A 26,032-nucleotide genomic window follows, 5' to 3' on the forward strand; every position below is an offset into this window, starting at 1 on the left:
ATGAAGAAAAGCACAAGTCAACTGGAACAGCTTACGGGCCGCCTGTCACGGCGGGCTATGCTTGGCGGGGCGGCTACGGCAGCGGTAGCCCTCGTTCAAACAGCATCCGGCAAAACACTTCAGCAAGGCATTGCCGTAAGCGAGCTACTCCCCGACGATCCGACAAAACAAATCGGCACGCTGGCCGGAGAAGTAGGCACACGGTCTACATTTGAAAAAGTCGTTAAGAAGCCGTCGGATATTTCTTCCCGGTCGCCGTTACAAGATTTCTACGGCATTATCACGCCATCGGATCTGCATTTTGAGCGGCACCACGCGGGAGTTCCGGTAATCGACCCGGCCAAACACGAACTTCTGATTCACGGGTTGGTCGATAAGCCATTGGTATTTACCGTTGGCGACCTCAAACGTTTCCCCTCCGTTTCCCGCATCGCCTTTCTGGAATGCTCGGGAAATTTTCGTTCGGGTAAAGAAACGCTGAGTCCACAGGATATTTGCGGATTGACCAGCCAGAGCGAATGGACAGGCGTAAAACTTTCGACATTGTTTCGGGAAGTCGGGGTAAAACCAAATGCCAGCTGGTTTCTGGCCGAAGGGTCCGATGCGGCCATTATGACCCGGAGTATTCCCGTAAAAAAAGGCTGGGACGATGCGATTGTGGCTTACGCGCAGAATGGTGAAGCGCTGCGCCCCGAACAGGGGTATCCCGTCCGGTTATTTTTACCCGGCTGGGAAGGGAATACATCCGTCAAATGGTTGCGTCGAATCGAGTTGTCCGACCAGCCGTTTATGACCCGCGAAGAAACCTCGAAGTACACGGAGCCAATCAAAGAAGGCAAGTACAGACAGTTTAGTTTTGACATCGACGCCCGCTCAATCATCACGTTTCCTGCTTATCCAAAAACAATTGAAAAAGGCTGGATCGAGATTCGGGGGATTGCGTGGAGCGGTCGCGGGAAGGTAGCACGGGTAGAGGTAAGTACGGATGCGGGTAAGTCGTGGCAACCGGCTGTACTTCAGGAACCAATACTGGACAAAGCCCATACGGCGTTTCGGTACGTTTGGCATTGGAACGGGACCGAAACAGAAATCCTTAGCCGCGTCACTGATGAAACAGGCTACGTACAGCCTACCCTGAAACAACTAATCGAAGCACGCGGAAACGCGATTGGCTACCATTTTAACCCGATTACGGCCTGGCGAATTAAGCCGGACGGCACCGTGCTATTTAAACCAGAGTAAAATAGTTACGAGCTAATTCACATTCACCGATCACGAAAACACTCCGGTTGTAAGCATTATCTGACTGATCTTGGCGAATGCGTTAAAAAGCCGAAGCCCATACACAAGGTACGGGCTTCGGCTTTTTAACGCTTATTTACTCCATTGGCTAGAACTTGATGAGCTTGACCTGTTTGTGTTGCGTTGGGGTACTTACTTCCAAGAGTAATACACCTTGACCATTGCTTACTGGTAGGCTAACCTTTTCCTTCGCTTTCACCGATTCAATAGCAACCTCATGCAGCGATTTACCCTGAAGATCGAACAACGTCAACCGGACCGGCTGACCTTCGGCACCACTTATCTCGATCTGTGCTTCGTTGCTTACAACAGGGTTGCCCAGCACGTTAACCTCCAGCTCGGCAATCGCTTCCTGAGCGGCCATACGAGAACTTACTGGTGGCTCCTGCCCGTAGACCAATTCGCCGTTTAAGTAAGCCGTGATACGAGCGTTCGGCGCGTAGTCGCGGTTGAGCATGTACGAGTAATCGTCACCCTGGTTAAAGCCGGAGTAGTCAGCCTTGTTTATGCTGCTCTGAATCTCCCCTGAGCTGCTGCGTGGTGCCAGGTTGCCAGCCCCCGCCGTAAAGCGATATTCGAGGTAGCCCGTTGCACCCTGACGAGGACTGCTTAGCGGCACATAGCGTACCTGAACGTTACCCGAACCCAGCTGCACATAGTTGTACTGGATGTTGAGCGGAGACGAATTTTCTACTGTCAACCAGTATCGTAATGTCAGCTGCTCGTAGGGAATGGTTCCATCGCCTTCGTTGCGCACTTGCACAAAAGGCTTGATGGTGTTGGTGTTCAACTGACCATTGTCGGGATCGCGTTGCAGAACAACAAGCTGGGTGTTGCTGGCAACCGGAGCCGGACTCACCGAGATATTGAAGCTGGTCGTCGACGAAAGATTACCCGGATCAGTAGCCGTAATGGTTACCCCAACAACACCGCTCGTACTTGGCGTGCCCGACAGGATGCGACTAGCCGCGTCGAAGCTCAGCCCATTCGCTGGATTCAGGCTAGCTGTGTACGTTAGCTGGTTTGGCGTTTCTACATCCGTAAACGCATTCACCGTATACGAGAAGAAACGACCGACAATAGCTCCCTGATCGGTATTGTTACCCGGACTTGGCGCTGTGTTGGCCGGCGCTTGCATCACCGTTACGCTTACTGTTTTAGCGACGCTTTGAGCCGGTGAGGCAGCGTCAGTGACGGTAACGGTAAACGTTTGTACACCCGCCGTCAATCCTGAAACAGTAGCCGTACTGCCGTTAACCTGAATCGTTCCTGGTCCCTGGAAGCTGTAGCTGTAGGGCGCATTGCCACCCGAAGCGTTGGCGGACAGAGTTGTCGAACCAGACGTCAGCAAGCTTGTCGGGTTGGCCGAAGCCTCCAGACTAAGCAGAGTGGGAACAACAGGTCCCTGCCCTTGTGGTTCTTCTCCCCAGACGAGTGATCCATTCAGATAAGCCGTAATGCGACTGTTTGGTGTGTAATCACGGTTGAGTGCATACGAGTAGTCATCCCCCTGGAAGAAAGAGCTGTAGTCGGCTTTATTGATATTAGTCTGGATGTCACCCGAATTGCTGCGTGGAGCGAGACTACCCGCAGCGGCATCAAAGCGGTATTCCAGATAACCGGTAGCGCCCTGGCGGGGCTGACTCAAAGCGACATAGCGTACGTGAACGTTGTTAGCACCGAGTTGAACGTAGCTAAATTGAGCGTTGACCGGCGACGGGTTCTCCAAAGTCAACCAGTAACGCAAGGTAAGCTGGCTGTAGGCAATGGCGTTATCACCGTCGTTTCGAAGTTGCAGATACGGCTTAATGGTGTTGGTATTAAGCTGCCCGTTGTCAGGATCGCGCTGTAAGACTGCCAGTTGCACGGTAGGTAGCACATCGGCAGGGCTCACCGTGATGGTAAAGCTAGTACCTACGGTCAGACTTCCTGGATCAGTAGCGGTTACCGTAACCGAATTGACGCCACTAACAGAAGGCGTGCCGCTGATGGTAGCCGGAGCCGTAAAGCTTAGTCCAGCAGGTAAGCCGCTTACTGACAGCGTCAGTTGATCTGGCGTCTCGGTATCGGTGAATACGCCCGTCAGCGAAAGGGTGTAGTTCTGGCCAACGGTTGCACTTTGCGGGGCAATTGCCTTAGCTACGGTTGGTGCGGTGTTGGGAGCCGTACCTAACGGGACAATGTCCGAACGGAACTTTTTGAAGTTGTTCTGCGCGAGGTCTTTCGCAATCGTACCGTTGTTGTAAAACACGGCGTCACCGTTATCGACCAGTAATTGAATCTGGCTCGTACTGGTCAACGGGCTGGGCACCTCGACAATCGACTCAAAACTACCGTTTGCATTCAACGACGATAAGTCAGCGGAACGTAATAAAGGCGCATCGGCAGGGTTTCCCGTCCAGGTGTACAACCGGAAATCGTTGGGAGCCGCTCCGGCATCACCAGCAGGTCCGGCAACAATAACGTATTCGTTGTTGCTGTTTTTACGAATTTCCCGAATACCCCGGCCCCCCAGATCAACTTCTAGCGGAGCGCCAAAAGTAGCGCTACCCTGTGTGCCTCCGTTACCCGTTGGCAGCGTCATGAAGTTAGTAACAGCTACGATCAGCGCTTTTTTCCGATCCGTCGGCGGCACCTGAGGAGCCCGGAACGAAACATAAGCCGTTGCGTTATCAGGAGCCAGTTCGACACCTTCGATGTTAAAACCAGTTGGCTGTTTCGACCCGACACCTGCGGTTGCGCTGGCCGCTAGTCCGTAATAGTTAGCCCCTTTACCGTGTCCGTTATTGACATCCCAGGCAATGATATCATTACGCAGGTAATCGTACCGACCTACGTAGCTTAGCGTTGTTGCCGCACCACTGCCAGTTACATCCGTAGCAAATACCCGATTTCGGTTAGGCCGGTTGTCTCCACCATCGGCGTTACTTTCTGAACCCATCCAGAAAATGCGGTTACCCAGACGAGTAGACGCTTCCAGATCGACTTCACGCGGTACACCACCACCCGATACATCCGTAAGCCCCAGCGACGACGTAAAGTCAAACCCAGCAATGGGTAATCCTGAATTCTGCCGGTTGTAAAGCCGAAGCACCTGATTCTCATCATCAGCAACCAGCATTGTATTGGCATCCACCAAAATTGCCGTCGACGCGTCACTCGTTCCGGTATGGAAACGGGTCGTAGCTGGCGTTACCGAAGCAGCAGAAGCGGCATAATTAATGACGTACGAAGCGTTATTAGTACCGTCACTGACAGTTACCGTTACTACAGCAATGCCAACTCCGGTTGGTACCAGTTTCAGATTACGGGCGGCATTTGAACCAGTAAAGGTGAGCGTTGACACCACAGAAGGATTGTTACTGCTGGCGGTCACAGTCAGATTGGCAACGGGTGTATCCGTATCGGCCAGCGTGAAATCAACACCGAGCGTAGCTGCCGGATCGGTTGGGTCATTGATGACACCGCTAACGTAACCCGGACCCGCAGCGGGCAGATTCAGATACGGTGTTGTCGAAGCCGCTACCCGAATTGTCGGAACCGCCGTTGTCGGATTGTCATTGTCGGTAATGGTTACGCTAACCGGATTGGTAGCTATGCCATTGTAAGCTGGATCGGTGCTGCTTGTGCTGTGCAGGATCTGAGCCGTGTGCGTACCTTCCACCTGATTATCGTCAACCGCTGTTACCGTCACAGTCTGGATCACGCTATAAGAAGCAGGAGTAAACGTAAGCGTAGTCGGATTAAACGTCAGTTGAGTCCCCGGATTGATCGTCACCATAACGTCGCTAGTCGGCTGACTGTTGAGCACAATGGTATACGTGTCCGTTGCTCCACCTTCTGCTACCGACGTCGTTCCCGAAGATTCGACAACGAGCACTCGGTTGAGAGGGATATAATACCCACCTGGATTGCCCAGGTTACCCGTAGTTGCTACGTATGAGTTCTGCGCGTCGCCCACTACAGAAAGTTTGTAAGCAGCAGCGCGGTTCAGTCCCAGATTGGCCCGATCTACCCAGCCACTTACATCAGCAGTCCGAACCGAACCAGTGATCGTCTGATCATTAAACATAAGTCGATCAATCAACGCACCGGTTGCATCGTAGATGTTTATTTCATCACTACGACCCAGGTTCTGGTTGCTGCCCCCAATCACCTTTACCGAAGCGGGTAAATACCAGGCTGTGCGGAAAATGGCTTGGTCTGCTTCGGTGAAAACAACAGACTCCCCCGGTTGCACCACTCCGAATCCACTCAGCGAGAACGATCCCGCCGTGCGCGAGTTATCGTCGTAGCTCCAGCCAGTCATGTCAACAGCCTTGTTTCCAACGTTGGTCAACTCAACGTATTCGCCCGGCGTTCCGTTGTACATGTACTCGGTAATGCGAATACGTCCTTCGGCGGCAGCATTGATCGACAGCGAGAAGGTTGCACTAGCGGTGTTACTAGCCGGATCGGTAGCCGTTATTGTGAGAGTCGATACACCTGTTACAGTTGGCGTTCCGCTAATGATGCGCGTTGTCGGATCAAACGATAGCGAAGCGGGTAGTCCACTTGCTGCGTACGTAAGCGTCTGATTTTCGGGGTCCGTAAAGGCGGGCACCGTAAAGGTAAATGCCGTACCAACCGTTGCCGTCTGATTGGCGATGGTTGAGGCAATCGGCGCTTGATCGGGATTTGATACCGTAACGCTGGCTGTCGCCACAGCGCTCTGAATGGTCGGTGACGTTGCATCACGAACAACAACCGTAAAGGTTTGAACACCTGCCGATAGCCCTGACACCGATGCGGTATTACCAGTCGATGTGATTTGGCCCGGTCCGCTAAAGCTGTACGTGTATGGCGCTGATCCACCCGATACGGTTGCCGACAGGCTGGTTGTACTGGTTGTCAGCAGTGTTGTTGGATTTGCCGACAAGGTTACCGCCAAGGGTGCCGATGGGGATGATAACGACAAGCCAATGATAACCGGATCGTGGTCCGACGTACGGAACTGATCGGCATTGTACAGCGAGCTAACCTGATTTGTCGTCTTAAACTCGACGTTGTAATCCAGTATATTGGGTTCGTCCGAGTTGATGTGCCACTTCTCCGCACCACTCACCTGTGACAACAGACTTGCACTACCCAACGCGTGATCCAGCGAACCGACCTGCCCGTCGAATACATACGAGTATGAGGTATTCGGTAACAGATTGGTGTAGCCACGACTGGCAAGCGTTGTCAATGGATCTTCCTGGGCGTAGGCATTCAAATCACCCAGGATCATATAGTCCGGATCGGTAGTACCCGTTGGGCGTGTGGCCAGCCAGGTAGCCAGATCCTGCGCCTGCCGGGTACGCGTACCATTTGATTGCCCTTGTCCATCGCCCGCATCCGAATCACCCGATCCGCCAGAGCTGGACCCTTTTGATTTAAAGTGGTTCGCAACAGCGGTAAAGATGCCACCCGTTGCGTTTTCTCGGAACGTTTGCGCGAGTGGGAAGCGGCCAACGGTATTGAATGCTGAACTGCTTGTCAGCGTTGCCGCAGCACCGACCGGCGTTACCTTAGCCGGCTTATAAATCATCGCTACCGTGATTTCATCGCTGGAAATGCTGGTATTCGGGTTGATGAACGCGTACGTACCGGCACCGGCAACCGCATTCACGCCGTTCACCAAATCCTGAATGGCGCTGTTCGCTCCGTAACCGTCATTCTCCAATTCGTTCAACGCGAATACGTCAACGCCCGATTGGACAATCGCTTGGATCGTCTTGTTTCGCTGCCGGGCAAATTCAGTTTGTGAATCAGCTCCGCGAGATGTAGGGAAACCGCCACCTTGTCCGTTGCCATTGAAGTAATTCAGCAAATTGAAACTACCTACTTTCAGCGAACCACCTACAGCTGGCGATGTGTTTGGCCGCGGATTAGTTGCTAGAAAGTTGACACCTGTTGTTGTCTGAAGTCGGTAGCCTTCCAGCCGCTCATCCAAAACGGCAACGATATTGCTTACTTCATCGCCACCCCGTAATGTGTTTGACGCACTCAATGCGTTACCTCCGCGACCAAAAATAATGGGGTCTGGATTCTGTGCCGTGCTACCGTCATCGAGAATAATCCGGCGTTTTGCAATCTCACCAAGATACGCCGAGTACCCGCTAACACTGGGCGCATTAAACTGCGTATACTGATCCAGCCGCGCGTCTGTTCCTGGATTATTGCTCGAACCCGTGGCTGACAGAACGACCTGCCCGTAGCGACCTAATTGAAAATATTCCGTTACGGTTAAATTACCGTTAGCGGCTTTGGCGTTCACGAGCATCCCTTCGTAACGTTCCAGATCAGAAACATTGGCGACCGGAAATACCACATCGGTAACGGTGGGTAATGTTGCCGCTCCGAGGTTAAGTACGTTCGTTAGATTGGTTAATTGCGTCAGGCTACTGCTGTTGCCATTACTGGAACTGGTGAATTCAGCTACCGTACCTGTGATGCGTACTTTGTCGCCAACGGTTCCGGTAAAGAGTCCAGCTGGATCATACACGAAAATACCTTCTGATGTAGCCGGATTGCCATCGCTGTCAGCGTCTTCTTCCTGCACGTAAAATCCATTTAGCCGGTTCGTTCCAGAAAAAAGCCGTGTTACAATCCCTTCAATTATCCGTACACCACCAAAGGCGCTATTAAACGTAGAGCCACTTCCCTGGATGGATGAAATCCGCGTAATGGTCACACCGCCACTGACGGTGCCACTAAGGCTAACATTTGTGCTGAGCGAACCACTATTGATAGTTACTGTACCGCTGAGCGAACCAGCCGGAGCCGAAGCACTGGTGCGAACATTAAAAACGATGTCTGACTTAGTATCAGCGGGTGTAATTGACAGGCTGGCATTATAAGATGAACTGCCAGCTGTAGCGATTTCAAACCCGTTTGGCGCTGACAATCTAATTTCCTGGCCCCCCAAATTTGTCGCCGTTACGGTAAACGTCTGGGCGTTAGACGGTGTACCCTGTACAGCCGTAAAGCCGAACAAGGTAACTGGATTAACTGCTAGGGCCGGCGCATTTGCATCATTGACCTGCCCACTAACGGTAACCGGAGCAGTTAGCGTTGTATTGCTTGTGTTGGTTATAGAACCCGTAACGGCACCAACAGCGGCACCCGTTAACCGTGCGTAGACGATGGCTGAAGTTGTCGTCGCAGGCAGCGAGAGGGTCGATGTATAATCAGTTTCTGCTGATAAGCTAATCGCAATGCCCGATGGCGCGGTTACAGTTACGGGCGCTACCAGGTTATTTGCCGTCAGCGTGTAACGTTGGGGAGCCGATGGAGTTCCCTGCGATGTGCTTAACCCGCTCAACGTTGATGGCGTAACGACGATTGATGGATCTGTAGAAAGCGAAGACCCCGTTACAGTTAGGTTATCGACCGAAATCTTTGGTCTCGACCCAGTAATATTAGCACCCGTATTGGTTCCTCCATTGTAATAATAAAGGCGGAATCGGGCCGTAGATGCATTGCTGAATGCGGCTGATAACGGAACCGATACTGTCGCTGAACTGACTACGTTGTTGATTGCCGTAAAATCGCCCCCCAGATCAGTGAAAGTCGTTCCGTCCGTCGACCCGTATACTTTGATAGTACCGGCCCGGTTGCCCGTTTGGTTACTGATCTGAGCTACATCAAAGCGAAGTAACTCTGCTTTCAGCCCGGTAAAGTCGACTAAAAAATCGAACCCGGTGCTCGACATGTTATCAGTCCCACCCGTTGATAAAAGAACGATGTTTCCCGATCCTTTTTGCACTCCGCCCGATGTACCGGACGAAAACGTTGATGAAGCTGTCGTTATGCGGGAGCCATTGGGAATGTTGGCGGTACCGCTGACAGCAATCGGTGCGAATCGATTCGCCCCAGAACCGCTTGTAAAGCCGTTGGCCCAGCCACTAATGCCGGAGAAGTCTTCTGTGTACGTGAAATTGGGCTGGGAAGCCAGGGGAACGGGAGTTGGATTTGTCTGCGCCCAACTGGCGGGTTGAGTCAGCCATATGACCGACAACAGCCAGAAGAGCCGCAGGACTCTGTTTAAGAAAACGTGCTGCATACTATAGTTTGGATTAGTTAGTAAAGACAAATCCGCATACGGTTAGAGACTTAGTCCGTATACGTAATCGTCTAGTAGCAGCAAAAGTAGCAGAGCTATTTATTAGACTATTAGCATTTAACAATCTGTTAATACGTTACTTACGATTGATAATGTTGCATTAACAAACAAAGTAGATAGAGCTAGAACTATGTAGACGAAATGACCATAATCGACTAGAAAACCTAATTTTGATAAGCTCAACAGTTTCTTTTGTTCCAGTGAATTGATGTTTCAGTAACTGAACATTAAATAAATCCGTTCTTACGAATAGCTGACAAAAGCAATACTATCAGCTTCTCTGATCCGGTCCCTAGCCGTTGAGCTCTTTATACAAAAGCAGTATATGTATTAACTTTGCATCCTCATCTATTCTTTGCTCTTGCACGGATTGATAAGGCCAGGAGGACGACCTCCCCCATAGCGGGAAACCGATTCGGGACGACCCGACTTAAAAAACGGTAATCGTTATGTCTTGGATTTATTTAGTTCTAGCCGGTTTGTTGGAAGTTGTCTGGTCTTACTCCATGAAACTGTCGGATGGATTTACCCGACTATTGCCTTCCATTGTTACTATTCTCGCGATGATGGCCAGTTTCGGCTTGCTGGCCTTGGCGATGCGCTCTCTACCACTGGGTACAGCCTATACAATCTGGACCGGAATTGGTGCCATTGGGGCATTCGCAGTTGGTATACTCTTCCTTGGTGAATCGTTTACCCCTACCCGCCTGCTCGCAGCCTTATTAATCGTAGCTGGACTTATTCTGCTAAAGCTTACTTCGGACCATTAGTGGGTTCTACAGATAAAACCTTTATCTAGAATACAAGTGGCTGTTGCTCAGCGTGCAATGAGCAACAGCCACAATGATTTATCGATAAAACTTTGAGCAGCGATAGTGATTAGAGCATGTTGTTAAACCCTTTACTGCTCACTTAGCAAGACAGCCAACACGCCATTGGTCCATCCGAACCCGTCCTGATTAGGGTATTCGCCACCTTTAGCGGCTGCGGTATGAACAACGTCGTATTTTTCGACCATCTTGCCCGAGGCCTTGTACACGCGTAAATTTTCGCTTACCCAATTCATTTTGATTTGATCCGCCAGCGTGTTTTGTCGGTAATACCGCAATCCTTGGATTGATAGCCATTGCAAAGGAGCCCACCCATTTGGCGCGTCCCACTGCTCACCGGTACTAGCCAAGGTTGTGGTTAGACCACCCGGCTTTAAAAACGATTTCCTCAACTTATCCGCAACGGCAGTCGCCTGTTCCATCGACGCAATCTTTACGAAAAGCGGATAGACTGCCGCCAGCGAGTAAATCCGGGAAGGCTTTCGAGCCATAAAATCATAGTCGAAGAAAAACTGATTTTTCGCATCCCAGCAGTACCGGTGAATGGCTCGACGACGTTGTAAAGCCAGCTTTCGATACGTTTCTGCCTGACGAGAATCTCCCTTTAGTCGGTAACATTCTGACAGTGTTAGCTCCAGATTGACGAGCAGACTGTTTAAATCGACTGGAATAAAATCGGTGGTATGAATAGTCCGAAGTCGTTTTCCGTCGCTGAACCAGCGGCTGCTGAAATCCCATCCCGACTCGGCTCCTGCGCGAATATGCCGATACAGCATTTGCGGGTCTTTTACTTTCTTACCCAGTAATACATCTTCTTTGTAGGACTCAGGACGCGGTGTCGGATTATCGTCATAATAGCGGTTAAGAAATATTCCTTCGTCCAGACGAACAACACGACGGTAAGCTGTATTCGGATTGGTTAGTTGCGTTTTTCCGTCCATCCAGAAGTTGTATTCCTTTTGCAATTCCGGTAGATAACGCAGCAACATTCGACGGCCCTGCACTTCGCTGAGCAGGTTGACCATAAGCGAGAAGAACGGTGGTTGCGACCGGCCCAAAAAATACGTTCGGTTGCCATTTGGAATGAAACCAAACGTCCGGATGAGATAAGCAAAATTATTGACCATGTTTTGAATTAGATCAGCTTTTCCGGATGCTTTCAAGCCGAGCATCGTGAAGTAGCTGTCCCAATAATAGATCTCGCTAAAACGCCCGCCCGGAACTACGTACGAATTCGGCAGCGGAATCAACGATCCGGACTGCTGACCCGGCTTCGCCGATGGAGTCGCGGGTCGTGTCAGCACCGGCCATAAGTCGGCAATGTGCTGTTGCATCGATTGACCAGCTTTGCTGGTGTAACCCGACGCTGGCTTTACGGGCATCGTGAAATGCTGCATCACAAACGCTTCCAGATTAAAATCCGCGCGCTGACGAGCCTGGTTATAATTGTCGAGTATCGTAGCCGGCGGAAATTTGGGTGTGCAATCGGCAAACGTTTTTGAATCAGGAAAGACACTGTTCATTTGAACCGCTTCAAACAGCGGACCGAACTGAACATCGGGGCTAACTAATACCTGCTTGGCTGTTCCTGATTTCTCACGAACTTTCTGTCCATAACCAGCGCTTAGGGTGAGCAGGTACAGGATAAGTAGAAAAAAATACGGAAGTCTTCGCTGCATGGTGGTGTTTACTAAGAATGCATTCGCCGATAGTTGCCCTTCGATTGGGCTTACTATCCACGAATGCATCGTTTCTGAATTGATCAAGATATACCTGTCGAAGTAAACGGACAGAAACGGGCCTGCTGCTAAACAGACCCGTTTTGCCGTTATCCTTCGTTATCGACTAAAGCCGCCGTTACGTCTGCTTCCAATGATTTGTCCGTTGGTTCGCCAATAACTGATTTAATGATGTTCAGCGGAACACGAACCCAATCCGGACGGTAGTTCAACTCGTGGTTTAAATCCGTTATGGCTCTTTCAAGCAGGTACGTTTCCAACATCATCTGCAAATCTTCGGATTGCTTTGGAATGAACGAACTCGACTGAACTGTCTCTAGATAAGCCCCCATAAAGAAGTTGCTCATGTAACGCGCCCAAAACTCTGCGTAAGGCATCAACCGAACTGTATCTTCCGGCGATACTTGGTTATTGTGCAAAAAGCCTTCATAACCAACGTAGTAAAAAGAACGGATGATTGAGGCTACGTCACGCAGGGGCGACCGTTTCAGACGTCGTTCGCTGTAACTACGGGACGGGTCTCCGCCAAAATCCTGAATAACAATATCAGTACTTGTCAGCAGAATTTTATCCAGTTGCAAATCGCCGTGAATCCGAGTCTTGGTCGTATCCAGCTTTTTCCGGTAGATTCGCTTAAGCGTGTTTAGTACTTCATCCTTCCGACTCAGCATCTGTTCTACTTCCTGTTGCAGATCGTCAGGCAAGCGCTGAAGGTTTCGTTTCTGGCTCTGGTAGCTTTCACGCACCAGCGACTGTAATCCCGAAAACAACGAACGTTGATAGTGCAACGAGAAATCTTCCGGGGCAAAGTCTTTCACGCTCGTTTGGGAAGCCAATGCCATGTGCAACTGACCTATTCGGGTACCCAGTAAACGGGCTTGCTCAGCCGACCGCTGACCAATAAGCTCCTGCGTAACAGCGGGTAATTCGTCGAACGAAATGGGCTGACTTAACGTACCAGCGGTAGCATTAGTAGCGGCTGCCAGCTTATTCTGATCACGGGCCAGGATTCGTTCGATAAAGTTATTAATTCGCTCCAGCACGTAGGTTCGTGCATCACCGGGCCGGAAAATCATATCCTGCATGGTTCCCAGTGTGACGGGCTTGTCCGTAGTCTTCATCTCAACCGAACCAGCAAAAGCAGGAACGTATTCAAACTTGGCCTTTTCGGACAGGAATCGGGCAATCTCGGTATCCGGGTTGATGGTTGGTTCAACGCGTCTGTACAGCTTCAGCTGAAAGCAGGAATCGTAGCTGATGGCTGCATAACCACGGTTGGCCGTGCTCAACTTTGGCTTTATGTCCCCATGCTCCTGAACGTACGTGTTCAAAGCGGGCGTACTTTGGAACACCAGTTTACTAGCCGAAGTCAGGCTTTTTTCGGTCATGTGTTGGAGCAATGCAAGTTGCACATCCGTCAGGTAAAGACCGTCGCAAAGAACTCCCGTTTCGTCGCCAATTTCCAGATTAGCGATGACAGACTGTGGACAGTTTCCAGTAAGGTTAGCCGCTGATGTTTCTTTAGCGAGCGCGACGACTAACTGGAAGGTTTCGGGTAAGCCCCGTTCGTAAGCAACTTCCAGCAGCAGGATATAGGCTGTACCATCGGGTAAAGGCAAAGTAGCCTGGTTCGTGACCGTAATTCCTTGCATTGTCTGCGTCTGCTCACTAAACCAGTCTGTCTTGAGCAGGTAGTCCGGTAAGATTTTGGTTTCCAATACCTGCCGATTGTTACCCTTTAATAAGTCATTCCAATCGTTGATACGCAGGGTTGGCAATTGAACCGAAGCAGCCGTCATCGCCTGCGTCTTTTCAAGCATAAACCACTGGTAGTCATGCGCTCCCAATGTAAAGAAATACGTTTCATTGTCGGTCACAGCCGGGAAAGACGTTTTGCTGAAAACCTCGACCGGAACGTATCCCTTAAATCCGCTCAGACCAACCTCTGCCGGTTGGGGATACTTCGACAGGTTGATCACAACCAACAGTGTCTCTTCCTCGTAAGTACGTGTGAAAGCGAGCACTTTTGGGTTTTCGACGGGCAAAAAGGTCATATTACCCCACCCAAATGCTTTAGACCGCTTCCGCAGATTGATCATCCGTTTCATGAACCAGAACAGCGACGACGTATTACTGCGCTGCGTTTCAACATTGACGGATTCGTAATGGTATTCGGGGTCCAGAATTGTTGGCAGATACAGTTTGTGCGGGTTTGTGCTGGAGAAACCCGCATTCCGATCCGGTGACCACTGCATGGGCGTACGTACGCCATCGCGGTCGCCCAAATACACGTTGTCACCCATACCAATCTCATCGCCGTAATATATGACAGGCGTACCGGGTAGCGAAAACAGCAAACTGTTGAGCAGTTCTATTTTTTTCCGGTCGTTGCCCATGAGCGGTGCCAGCCGATGCCGAATACCGAGATTGATTCGGGCTTTCGGATCTTTGGCGTAGGTCTTGTACATGTAGTCCCGCTCTTCATCGGTCACCATTTCGAGCGTCAACTCATCGTGGTTGCGCAGGAAAATAGCCCATTGGCAGGTCTCCGGAATGGTCGGTGTCTGGTCGAAAATGTCGGTAATCGGGTACCGATCCTCCATCTGCAAAGCCATGAACAGACGCGGCATCACTGGGAAGTGGTAATTCATGTGACATTCGTCACCATCGCCAAAATACGAAGCTGAATCTTCGGGCCACATGTTAGCTTCCGCAAGAAACGCAACACCCGGAAAATGATCGTCGATGTGCTTACGTAGCTTTTTCAGGAAAGCGTGCGTTTCCGGCAAATTCTCCCCGTTCGTTCCCTCCCGCTCGAACAGGTAAGGAACGGCATCCAGACGAAATCCGTCAACGCCCAGCTCGCACCAGTAATCGATCATCTTGAAAATCTCTTCCTGCACCAGCGGATTATCGTAGTTCAAATCAGGCTGGTGGTAGAAAAAGCGGTGCCAGTAATATTGCTGTGCTTCCGCATCCCAAGTCCAGTTAGACGCTTCAAAATCCTGGAAGATGATTCGAACATCTTTGTACTGGGTTGGATCGTCCGACCAGACATAAAAGTCACGTTCGGGCGAGCCTTTCGGTGCCTTACGAGCCCGCTGAAACCAAGGATGTTGATCGGAACTATGGTTGATAACCAGTTCCGTAATCACTTTAAGGTTTCGCTGATGCGCTTCCTGAAGCAGAACCTTGAATTGCTCAATGTTTCCGTACGAGGGATTGATGCTGTAGTAATCCGCAATATCGTAACCGTCATCGCGGAGGGGCGACGGATAAAAGGGCAACAGCCAAATAGCCGTGATGCCCAGCTCCTGCACATAATCCAGCTTTTCCAATAGACCCTGAAAATCGCCGATGCCGTCGCCATTTCCGTCGCAAAATGCTTTGATATGGAGTTCGTAGATGATCGCGTCTTTATACCAGTAAAGGTTATCACGTACATCCTTCTTAATATCTGCCATAGCTCTTCAGTAAGGTGTTGTGGTTGTCTAAAACACGTTTCTGGAAAAAACAGCACTTGTGTTTTAGATAAGCCCATTGAGTATTTAGGTCGTGAAAATTCTAACTGCGTTATCTGTCAAACGAATGGAGTAATCGGCTAGGGTATCGCAAAACCAATTGCCGTACGGAAGCTGTTGTGACTTCGGTTTATTCGTTTAACTGGTAGAATTCTGCAAACGTTTTTGCTTAACAAACCTGAATTGACTCAAACTGTTTATCAATGGCAAAGGCTATTAGACGATAGACATATGCAGGGAACGCATTGAATCCGGACAATAACCAACGCTAACGGTCTATAAATTTGGCCTGCATTTTAACGTCAGGAAAGCGGGAAACGAAACCAACTCAGCTAACTCCCGCCGGTGCAATGGCTGCCAATCGACCGGCGCTTATCCTGTCATGGAATGAAATAAATACTCCGCTACTAGAAGAGTGCTCTATTCGTCTGATCGGTTACCGCACCTTAAATCGGTCTCCGAAAAGCAACCGGGGTTGAATGAACAGATATGCTTTTTAAATTTACCCCGCGAATTAATCTGGAGATGCAAAAATCAATAGTTGGTAGAAATCGCATTCATTACGGATTGCTTACCATCAGCATTCTGTTGATGGGTTTTGCGTCGAGACGCTTCTTCGGCGATTATTCGTTCGTGAAGCTGTACGTCGGTGACGGATTATGGGCCTTAATGATTTTCCTGGGCTTCGCTTTCATGTTTAGCCAATGGTCTACAAAAGCTATTGCGGCAGCGGCTTTAGGTTTCTGTTTTGGTATTGAGCTTAGTCAGTTATACCATGCTCCCTGGATAGATACCCTGCGGGCCACAACTGTAGGCGGACTAATCCTCGGCTTTAGCTTCGTCTGGAGTGATCTGCTTTGCTACGGTATAGGCGTTGGGCTTGGTGCACTTATCGATACTTATTTTATGCAGCCTGTTCCTAAAACCGTTTGAACGAATTGTTTGGTTCGTAGTAAATTGGATAGCTGAACTCAGTACTGTTCATAAATCCTTAATAGATAGCCCGTTAAATTTACAATAGGGTAATAGTGAGCCTAATAGCTTTGCGTGTTTGTAACAAGGCTGTTTATGTTCATGAAAACACAATTTATACCTACCTCATTTACTATTGGTTGCGCACTCATCGGCGGTCTTTTCGTTACCTCCTGCAATGACCACCTCCTTCCGGTAGTCAATTATCCTGCTTACGCCGAAGCGTCGAATCCAAAAATACTATCGACCGCTGCTAACGGAACAGTTCTTTACAACGGTGGATTTGGTTCGTCCATTGCAGCCGACCGTACCGATCCAAATGTCTTTTACTTATTGACCGACCGAGGGCCTAATGCTGCGGGAACAGCCGCTAACTCGATCATTTTTGGAAAAGCTGACTTTACTCCACAGATCGGAAAATTTCGCGTTGTGGGTAATCAACTGGTGCTGGAACAGACGATTCTCCTTAAAAATGCGAACGGTCAGTTGCTAACGGGATTACCAAACCCAAGCGGTCAGGGCAGTACCGGCGAGACAGCACTTGACTTAAACGGACAGCCGATTACGCCCAGCGCTGATGGACTTGATTCGGAAGGGCTTGTACTGGCGTCGGATGGGACATTCTGGGTAAGTGACGAATACGGCCCACACATTGTGCATTTTGACGCGACGGGTAAAACGATTGAGCGCATCAACCCATTCGGTACAGGTACGGGCGGGCGCACCTTGCCGAAAGTCCTTGCCCGCCGTCGGCCAAACCGGGGTATGGAAGGATTGACTATTACACCCGATGGCAAAACGCTGGTAGGTCTGATGCAATCACCCATGTACAATCCGTCTTCTTCGGCAGTATCCGGTTCGGTTGTCCTGCGGATCGTGACCTTCGAGATCGCGACAGGAGCGACCAAACAGTACGTCTACCTGATGGAGAACGCTAGTCTGACAGGCTGTAGCGAAATTGCGGCAATCTCTAATACAACTTTTCTGGCGCTGGAACGCGATGGGGATTATGGCGGAAATCCAGCTAAACCAGCCGCCTTCAAACGGATTTATAAATTCGACCTGGCCGGTGCAACCGATATTTCCGATCCATCGAATGGCGACGGCGGCAAACTGTACAGTGGCTTAACGGTTGAGCAACTCAAGGATAAAGCAGGCTTAGCTAACGCCGGTGTAGTTCCCGTTACCAAGACGCTGGTGTTCGACCTTCTGAAAGACATATCGCCGGTGTATCCGCATGATAAAGCCGAAGGTATCGCATTGCTAAGCAACAATCGACTGGCTATTGCGAACGACGATGACTTTGGCGTTGTTGACAATGGGCAAAATAGTTTTGCCACCAAAATTTTGCCAGCTACTGGGAAAGTCGATCTCAATCGTGTGTATTTTGTAACCCTGCCAACCCCACTGAACTAATAAACTACAACTATGCTCCATTGCCCTCACGTTTCGTAAGGGCAATGGCAGTAAAAGCGCTATCAGACTCCGTAGAGTCAGGTATGGCTATTATTTATGAATGTCCATTGTTATCTGTTTCAACTTGACTTACAGCAGAACAAGCGACATAAAGTTTACGCAACAGATCTCTTTTTTGCGCTGGTTGATCAAGATATCTATTGTTGGATAGCTTTCAATTTAAACAAAGGTACGCCCCTAATATCCGGGGCTCGCTGGCTTTGCAACAAATTACCGGATCAGGTTGTACCCAGTCGTGGCGCAACTGTTCGTAGCAAATGCGTGGATAAAGCGCAGATCCATTATTCCAGCCACAAAAGCTGAACAGCCAGTTGGCCTCTTCTACGTTTTTAGCAAACCCCGCCGACGAATGCCAAATTGGCCAGTGCCCATCTACTTCCAGAATAATTGACGTTCGTATCATTGCTTTTTTGATGGCAAGATATCAATCGTTCAGCAACTGACGTGTTAACCTTTTCTCTGGAATATTAAGCAGTTATTACTCCGCTGTCCCTCTATTCTGACCACTACCGGTATGTTCTATCAGCTACTTAGCCTGAATAGCAATTACCGTGACGTTGCCGACTCTGATAAAACAAAAGTCAAGATACCCGCACACATGAATCATTTCTCCCGGCTTGTTCAGTAGGATTTTCGATTTTGCTGTTTTCTAAGCAAAACTCACTAAGCTGGAAGGGCTTCAACTGTTCCAGCTGCGAACTGATCGAATTCTTGGTGTGTAGTAACTTATGACTAATCTCTCTTTATCCCGGCGTACCTTTCTGATGGCTTCACTTGGCCTTCCTGCTTTTCGGATGCTACAACCGAATGACCCTCAAATACTTACGACAGGACAACTAATTGACCGTATTAAAACGCAGGTAGGTATCCCCTGGCGTGAGCAAACTGTTGACCGGCTAATCGAGGGTACGCCTGAACTTCCCGTCAAAGGCATCGCTTGCACAATGATGGCTACTCTTGACGTGGTTCAGCGCGCAGCCGCCAAGAATCTCAACCTGATTATTACGCACGAACCAACGTATTATTCTCACCAGGATCGTACCGAATCCATCGAACAGGATTCCCTTTACCAGTACAAGCATAATTTTATTCAGCAACATGGCATGGCTATCTTTCATTTTCACGATCACTGGCATGGCCGCAAACCGGACGGCATTGCTACAGGCATGATTCGTGAATTAGGCTGGCAGAAAAATGTCGATCCGGAAAACCACCGTTTGTTTACGTTTCCGCAAACAACGCTCGCTCGTTTTGCCCAAAACATGAGTAACAAACTGAATATTCAAACAATGCGGGTCATCGGCGATGCTCAATTGCCGGTCAAGCGTGTAATGGCCAGTTGGGGAAATGTCAGTCTACTCCAGGGGATTTCTTACGTAAATCAGGCAGATGTGGTTGTCGTGGGCGAAACGCACGAATGGGAGTTGGTCGAATACGTGCAGGATGCGATTGCTGCGGGCCAAAAGAAAGCGCTGATCATTCTGGGCCATTTTCTATCAGAGCAAGCGGGCATGAAATACTGTGCCGAATGGCTCAAAGAATTTATCCCGGAAGTACCCGTTGAGTTCATTGCCGCAAAAGAACCATACTGGCGAGCCGATAAACCCGTCAAATAAGCTTTCTTTTAGGGACTGTGGTGTCGGTTTCTTAAAACCGACACCACAACATTACAGTGGTATAGTCAGGTTTGAGAACCTGACTATATTACCTTGTTGATTGTCAAAAAGCGGGTTCATTTTCGTTTTCAACTTCACTGCAATTGTCCTAAGCCGTCGCAGTGAAATGTTTGTTGCCAATAAAGCCATTGCCTCATTTTTGGACAAATTTCTCTTCAGGCGTAGCGTCGATCTGGTCGCTACTTTCCGCTCTGCCATTCGGTTTACAATCGCTGTTTTGCCTTGACTGAACGGCTAACCTTTCTGTCCGCCCTCCCAGACTAGCCACATCTCGGATAGCCTAAAACCCGGCCTGCTCTGGCGAAAGTATATAAAATGCCAAACTCATCGATTTGTGGCTCGTAGAAACTTAACACTATGCGGCAACAAACGGTTAACCCGTCGCATAACGCAAAACTAGCCGTTCTAAATCAGGATAAGCTAGCCAATTACAAAAAAAGGCATACCAGTACATAAACTGGGCCGACCTCAACAAACAACATTAAAATGAGTGAAGACAATCAGCTAAGTAGACGCCAGGCTATTCACGGAATAGGCACTGGATTGGCTACGGTTGTGGCAACGCCAGTGTTAGCCGCTTCTAATGTACCATCGACCGAGAATAACGAGCCAACCGCCCTCGAAAATCCAACGACAAAATATCCGAAACCACCCTTTCGAAGCCAGTCGCAAGCCTGGCCGGGTCTGGTCAGCAAGATGGAGCCGCGTCCCGATCATGGCGAAACCAGCTACAAGGGATCAGGTCGTTTGCAGGGTCGCAAAGCCTTTATTACCGGGGGCGACTCAGGTATGGGCCGTGCTGCGGCTATTGCTTATGCCCGTGAAGGAGCAGACGTCGCGATCAATTATTATCCCAGCGAAGAAGCAGATGCTCAGGAGGTTATAGCGCTCATAAAAGCGGCTGGTCGTAAGGCGATTGCGATTCCCGGCGACTTGCGCGACGAAGCGTTCTGTAAGCGGCTGGTGGACGAAGCGGTTCGCGGTCTAGGTGGACTCGACATCTTGGTTAGCAACGCGGCTCGTCAACAGGCTCGTGAATCGATCATGGACATTACCAGCGAAGATTTTGATGCGACAATGAAGACCAACATCTACGCTCCGTTCTGGATCATCAAAGCAGCCCTACCCCACCTGAAACCCGGCTCAACAATTATCGGAACGACTTCTGAACAAGCCTACGATCCCTCCGCTGATTTGTACGACTATGCACAGACAAAGGCTGCAACCATGAACTATGTCAAGTCGTTGGCTAAACAGCTTGGTCCAAAGGGCATCCGTGTCAACGGAGTGGCACCGGGCCCTATCTGGACACCGTTGCAGGTGAGCGGTGGAGCGACCCAGGAAAAACTAACTAAGTTTGGTAGTGATACTGCTTTAGGCAGACCCGGCCAACCGGTAGAACTGGCGTCCATCTATGTGCAGTTGGCCGCCAGTGATGGCAGTTTCGCCACGGGTAACATCTACGGTTCTGGTGGTGGGAAAGGCCAGCCTTAATGTAGAATTGTCAGCTATAGCGTCCTGGCAATACGTAGTCAGTTTACTACTGGAGAGATGAGGTGCATCGGTCTTTTTCTTGCTTTACTCTCTTATAAACAGTGCGAAATACGGGGCAGTCTTATTCACTTCTACAGACGGTATGGGTGAATAGGACTGCCCCGTCTTTCTAAATGACACGATCCATTTTGGCCTGTCAAACAACAGACGCAACATGTAATGCCGCTTGGCCAACACCTTGGTTTGCCGAGCGGTTATCAGTAAGTCGAGCATAATTTCCTGTTCAAACCCTCTACCAGCTATATTACGTAGGAAATAACGCTCATAAATTGTATTTTTGACTACCTGTTGGCCTTTACCCCTCAACGGGTGTCCAACTAGTATGCACCGTTTTCCAATCTTACTGCTTGAGGATGATCTTGCCATAGTAGATATTATTCAGCGCACGGCCAAAATCAGTTTTCCCCAAGCCAGTTTTATACGAGTCGACAGTTTTGAAGAAGCGGTCATTTACTTTTATAATTTGGAAGGATATGGACCCAAGCTTGTCCTGATTGACATAAATCTGGTTGGCTCAAAAACAGGTCTGGACTTTTTGGCTTTACTCAAAGAACATCCGATAGGACGACTTATTCCGGCTATTGTTCTTTCGGCCAGTCCTTCACTCCAGCACCGTCGGCAGGCTTACCAGTTAGGAGCTACCTCATTTTTCAGAAAACCGTTTTCTTTACAGGACTGGAAAAAGCTTTTTGAACTTATACAAGTGTACTGGTACCAGACAGTTAGTCTAGCGCCAACCTGGTACGAAAAGCACGTACGAGAGTCCAGATGAGCAAGCCCGGCTTGAGCATTGTTGCTAAAGGCATCTTTACGTCAAAGCCCAATGAACGGATGAGCCAGTATTCACTAAAGCGTTTATGAAAAAGGTAACTGTATTTTGCGGATCAAGTCCAGGCAATGACCCTCTCCTGATGGAATCAGCCTATCAACTTGGTCAGCAGTTAGCCGACCGCCGTATTGATCTCATCTACGGTGGCGCTAAAGTTGGACTGATGGGTGCAGTAGCCGACGGGGCTTTATCTAACGGAGGACGGGTTGTTGGTGTTTTACCTGATTTTCTGCGAACGAAAGAGATCGCCCACGAGGGACTTACGGAACTGATTCAGGTGGAATCGATGCACCAGCGCAAACTTAAAATGCACGAACTCTCCGACGGGGTGATTGCCCTGCCTGGTGGGTATGGTACATTGGAAGAGTATTTTGAAATGCTCACCTGGGGTCAGCTTGGCCTCCACAAAAAACCAATGGGTTTGCTGAATATCAATGGTTTTTATAACGGCTTACTTATGCTGGCGGATACGATGGTTTCGAGTGGACTTCTTAAGCCAGAAAACAGAAAAATGATGCTCGTGGCAGAAACCATTGACAGTTTGCTGGAGCAGATGCTAACCTACGAACCACCACTGGTTGGCAAGTGGATGACTCCTCAGAAAGTATAAAAACAAGAGTGCTTTGATTGCCATACGATTAACTGAACAAAGCACTCTTATCGATTCCTCAAACGGGCAGATAAATAATAAACGTGGCCCCCTGACCGGGATGACTAGTGGCTGTTATGGCCCCACCGTGGTTAGTAACCACTTTTTCGCAAATAGCCAGACCGATACCAGTACCTGAAAACTCACTTTTGCCGTGTAGCCGCTGAAATACTTGAAAAATTCGATCAAGGTATTTTTCGTCAAAACCTACGCCATTATCGGCAACCTCAATACGGTGGTAAGACGCTGCCATTCGACTTGGCTTTATACCACTGGGCAACTGATCAAAGGTCACCAAACCGGCTCGTACCTGAATATGCGGTGCAATGCCCGGTTTATGAAATTTCAAGGCGTTACTGAGCAGGTTCTGAAAGAGTTGCTCCAATTGCGAGCGATCACCCTCCACCGCTGGTAGTATATCTAGTTGCAGCACAGCTTTCGACTCAGCAATTACAAGTTCCAAGTCGGCTAATACGGTCTCCACAACTTCCGTCAATGAAACAGAGTCAACCGTATTTCGCTGGGTGGATAGACGCGAAAAGCTCAACAAATCCTTAATGAGCGTTGACATGCGGCTAGCAGCTGCCTGCATACGGTCCAGATACATGCTCCCCTCTCCCAGCTGATCACCCAGGTGGTTTTTGAGCAGATCGCCAAACTGCTGAATCTTGCGTAGTGGCTCCTGTAAATCGTGAGAGGCTACATAAGCAAACTGTTGAAGATTTTCGTTGGATCGGAACAGCAGCCCGTTCGACTCTTCTAATTCTTCGTTTATCGCTGCGTATTCTTCATTGGCTGAATACAGTTCTTCGTTCGTTGCTGCCAGCTCCTCGTTAGCGGCCGCTAACTCTTCTGTCCGTTCCTGCACCAACTGAGCCAGCGCAAACTGCTGCTGACGCTCGGCGGTAACATCCTGAGCTGTCCCGACGAGTTTATAGGCTTGTCCCTGCGTGTCGTATAAGACCCGGCCCTGGGCATGAATGATGCGAACGTCTCCCGTTTGATAGTTTATAAGCCGGTACTCTTCATCATAAACTCCTGATGAGCCAGGCTGAAGAGCCGTTTCTATAGCAGCTTCAATGCGAGGGCTATCTTCGGGGTGAATCGGATTAAACGAATCACTAACATCGATTTTGAGTCCATCGACACCAAACCAGGATTTGATACGGTCAGAGTAGGTGACGGTACCCGTAGCGATGTCCATTTCCCAGGTGCCCAATTGCGCTAGTTCAATCGCACCTCGTAGTCGGCTTTCGCTTTCCTCAACCGCCAACCGGGCCAGTACCTGCTCGGTTACTTCCGTAGCCGTGACCATCACGCCATAACGTTTCCCCTGTGCGTTGTGTAAAGCTTTGTAAACATAATTGTAATAGCCAACATAAGGTTGGCCATAGCGAACCAGGTTAACCTTTTCTCCAGGGTTCCGGTACGTTTCTCCAGTAGCCAATACCCGTTTAAGCCGCTCCATAAGGGGCGTTACTACTAACTCGGGTACGGCTTCCAGGAGAGGCTTGCCAACAACAGATTCGTTCCTTCCTATCATGGTCAGCATGTTCTCGTTGATAGTGCGGATCGTCATATCCTCCCCTACGAAAACTATTTTTGCTACCGGCGAATTATAAAACACATTACGCGTGAATTGCTCGCTTTCGATCAATTGCTGACTGGCAAGAACCTGAGCCGTAACATCTACGGCCATCTCCATAATCGCGTATACGTCACCGTTGGCGTCACGAAGTGGTTTGTAAGTAAAGTCAAAATAATACGTACCCAACACGCCATTCACCGCTAACCAAGCTGGACTCGCTTTTGCTTCGTACGTTTTACCCGTCTCGAATACTTCCGCCAAGGTAGCCAGGAAAGGCTGGCCCTGTAATTCAGGCACGGCTTCAGCAACGGGCTTCCCAAATACACTACGCCCTTTTCCCCAGAAGTTAAGCATGGGTTCATTTGCCACTTCAATGCGCAGATCCCGCCCAACAAACAGACAAGTCGCCACGGGTGCTTCTTCGATCAGATTTCGAAAAACTGCTTCGTTTTTTTTAAGTGAAGTGGTGTCGTGAGCAATCAGAAGTACACCAGCAACCGCTCCAGCCTCGTCGTAGACCGGGCTGTAACTGGATGTACCGTAAATTGTGTCAGGTCCATTAGTGCAGAAAGTAGGAATTATTCCGTCATCAACCCGGATGGATTCTCCGTTTTGTACCCGATCAAGTAACGGTTTAACGAAAGACCAGTTATTGGCCCAGCTTTCCTGCCCAGACTGGCCTAATGCGGTTGAATACTTATCAGAATTGGTTAACAGAAGGCGGTAGGCGTCATTATAAAATTGAATTAGCTCCGGCCCCCACCAAAGAAACATGGGAAATTCTGAATTAAGTAGAATCGTTACCGTCGTACGCAGACTTTGTGGCCAATGGTCGGGTGTATCGAGCACGGTTGCAGACCAATCAAAAGCCCGGATCAACGCCCCCATTTCGCCACCTCTTGCTAGAAAAGGATAGGTTCCCGGCAAAGAATCAGGCATCATAAAAAGAAGTCGTAAGTCAAAATTGAACGTTATTCTTCTACAAACTGCGGCAAAGGTAACCACAAGAACTGAGCCCTACCTATTGTGGCACAGATCTGACTACGAAATAGCCACCACTGCCCATTAGTTCCTGCCTTTGAAGAATAGTGCGGCTACGTCCTTGTTTCGCCAGTTTCATCCTTTGTAAAACCAGCTTTGTCGGCATCAGAACCCTGTTGATCAAAAAGGCTTTTCTCGTCTTTTTACCGGCCTTTACTTTTGATTAACTAGCTATAATAATTCATTCTTGCTGATGATTCACTCTACCTTAGGTCTTGTACACACTGCTTCAGCTTTGTTGGCTATGCTAATGGGAGCCATCGTAATTGTTAAGCCAAAAAGAGGCCTCTTTCATAAACGCATCGGCTATGCTTATGTAGCCAGTATGGTCGTGTTAAATATCACCGCTTTTCAAATTTATCACCTGTTTGGCCGATTTGGTCCGTTTCATGCGCTGGCTATAATAAGTCTGTTCTCACTAATGGCAGGAATTGCCCCCGCCCTGTTGCGCCAGCGGGTAAAGAACTGGATGCACTGGCATTATTACTTCATGAACTGGTCAGTTGTCGGACTCTACGCTGCTTTTTGGGCCGAGTTACTTACCCGCACGCTACCAATGGGCCAGTTCTGGCCAGTGGTTATGATAGCCACCGGTGTTACAACGGGAATAGGCTCATATTTTATTCGTAAACGAGCCACCTACTTATTACCACCGGCTAACTAAGCGTAAACCGATCAGCGTTATTTCCTACCGGTACTGAGCTACATC

General features: G+C 49.3%; 14 protein-coding genes. 9 read left to right on the forward strand and 5 right to left on the reverse strand.

Features of this window, described 5'->3' with window-relative positions; all coding sequences use genetic code 11:
• On the forward strand, positions 1-1,242 hold the full coding sequence (gene soxC, locus LQ777_RS26995; protein WP_232563389.1) for a sulfite dehydrogenase: 1,242 nt from the start codon (positions 1-3) through the stop codon (positions 1,240-1,242).
• Positions 1,243-1,390: 148 nt separating this feature from the next.
• Here the strand turns inward: soxC and LQ777_RS27000 are convergent, their stop codons facing one another.
• Positions 1,391-9,388 (reverse strand): ExeM/NucH family extracellular endonuclease, encoded by a 7,998-nt coding sequence (locus LQ777_RS27000; RefSeq protein WP_232563390.1) that lies wholly within the window; start codon positions 9,386-9,388, stop codon positions 1,391-1,393.
• A 509-nt stretch (positions 9,389-9,897) separates the two neighbouring features.
• On the opposite strand from LQ777_RS27000, the gene sugE reads away from it, so the two are divergent.
• Positions 9,898-10,218 (forward strand): quaternary ammonium compound efflux SMR transporter SugE, encoded by a 321-nt coding sequence (gene sugE / locus LQ777_RS27005; RefSeq protein WP_232563391.1) that lies wholly within the window; start codon positions 9,898-9,900, stop codon positions 10,216-10,218.
• Positions 10,219-10,349: 131 nt separating this feature from the next.
• On the opposite strand, the gene treF is transcribed toward sugE, so the two are convergent.
• Positions 10,350-11,957 carry an alpha,alpha-trehalase TreF gene (treF, locus tag LQ777_RS27010; RefSeq protein ID WP_232563392.1) on the reverse strand — a complete coding sequence of 536 codons (1,608 nt, stop codon included), beginning with the start codon at positions 11,955-11,957 and terminating at the stop codon, positions 10,350-10,352.
• Between the two features lie 149 nt (positions 11,958-12,106).
• The gene (gene treS, locus LQ777_RS27015; protein WP_232563393.1) at positions 12,107-15,481 is read right to left on the reverse strand and encodes a maltose alpha-D-glucosyltransferase; all 3,375 of its coding nucleotides are present in this window, start codon (positions 15,479-15,481) and stop codon (positions 12,107-12,109) included.
• 582 nt (positions 15,482-16,063) lie between these two features.
• Between treS and LQ777_RS27020 the strand changes: the two genes are divergently transcribed.
• Both LQ777_RS27020 and LQ777_RS27025 read left to right on the forward strand, forming a co-directional pair.
• Entirely contained in the window at positions 16,064-16,471 is a 408-nt protein-coding gene (locus LQ777_RS27020; RefSeq protein WP_232563394.1) for a ribosomal maturation YjgA family protein, read from the forward strand.
• 141 nt (positions 16,472-16,612) lie between these two features.
• Positions 16,613-17,926 carry an esterase-like activity of phytase family protein gene (locus tag LQ777_RS27025; protein ID WP_232563395.1) on the forward strand — a complete coding sequence of 438 codons (1,314 nt, stop codon included), beginning with the start codon at positions 16,613-16,615 and terminating at the stop codon, positions 17,924-17,926.
• Positions 17,927-18,140: 214 nt separating this feature from the next.
• On the opposite strand, the gene LQ777_RS27030 is transcribed toward LQ777_RS27025, so the two are convergent.
• Entirely contained in the window at positions 18,141-18,389 is a 249-nt protein-coding gene (locus LQ777_RS27030) for a hypothetical protein (protein WP_232563396.1), read from the reverse strand.
• A gap of 325 nt (positions 18,390-18,714) precedes the next feature.
• On the opposite strand from LQ777_RS27030, the gene LQ777_RS27035 reads away from it, so the two are divergent.
• From LQ777_RS27035 to LQ777_RS27050, 4 genes are all read left to right on the forward strand, one after another.
• Positions 18,715-19,602 carry a Nif3-like dinuclear metal center hexameric protein gene (locus tag LQ777_RS27035; RefSeq protein WP_232563397.1) on the forward strand — a complete coding sequence of 296 codons (888 nt, stop codon included), beginning with the start codon at positions 18,715-18,717 and terminating at the stop codon, positions 19,600-19,602.
• A 546-nt stretch (positions 19,603-20,148) separates the two neighbouring features.
• The gene (locus LQ777_RS27040) at positions 20,149-21,156 is read left to right on the forward strand and encodes an SDR family oxidoreductase (RefSeq protein ID WP_232563398.1); all 1,008 of its coding nucleotides are present in this window, start codon (positions 20,149-20,151) and stop codon (positions 21,154-21,156) included.
• A gap of 382 nt (positions 21,157-21,538) precedes the next feature.
• On the forward strand, positions 21,539-21,988 hold the full coding sequence (locus tag LQ777_RS27045) for a response regulator (protein WP_232563399.1): 450 nt from the start codon (positions 21,539-21,541) through the stop codon (positions 21,986-21,988).
• Between the two features lie 85 nt (positions 21,989-22,073).
• The gene (locus tag LQ777_RS27050) at positions 22,074-22,655 is read left to right on the forward strand and encodes an LOG family protein (RefSeq protein ID WP_232563400.1); all 582 of its coding nucleotides are present in this window, start codon (positions 22,074-22,076) and stop codon (positions 22,653-22,655) included.
• Between the two features lie 58 nt (positions 22,656-22,713).
• On the opposite strand, the gene LQ777_RS27055 is transcribed toward LQ777_RS27050, so the two are convergent.
• A complete protein-coding gene (locus LQ777_RS27055; protein WP_232563401.1) occupies positions 22,714-25,224 on the reverse strand; it encodes a PAS domain-containing sensor histidine kinase in 2,511 nt (836 codons plus the stop codon).
• Between the two features lie 292 nt (positions 25,225-25,516).
• On the opposite strand from LQ777_RS27055, the gene LQ777_RS27060 reads away from it, so the two are divergent.
• Positions 25,517-25,987 carry a DUF2306 domain-containing protein gene (locus LQ777_RS27060; RefSeq protein WP_255720922.1) on the forward strand — a complete coding sequence of 157 codons (471 nt, stop codon included), beginning with the start codon at positions 25,517-25,519 and terminating at the stop codon, positions 25,985-25,987.
• The last annotated feature ends 45 nt before the right edge of the window (positions 25,988-26,032 follow it).

This window comes from Spirosoma oryzicola (genome assembly GCF_021233055.1).
GTDB lineage: Bacteria > Bacteroidota > Bacteroidia > Cytophagales > Spirosomataceae > Spirosoma > Spirosoma oryzicola.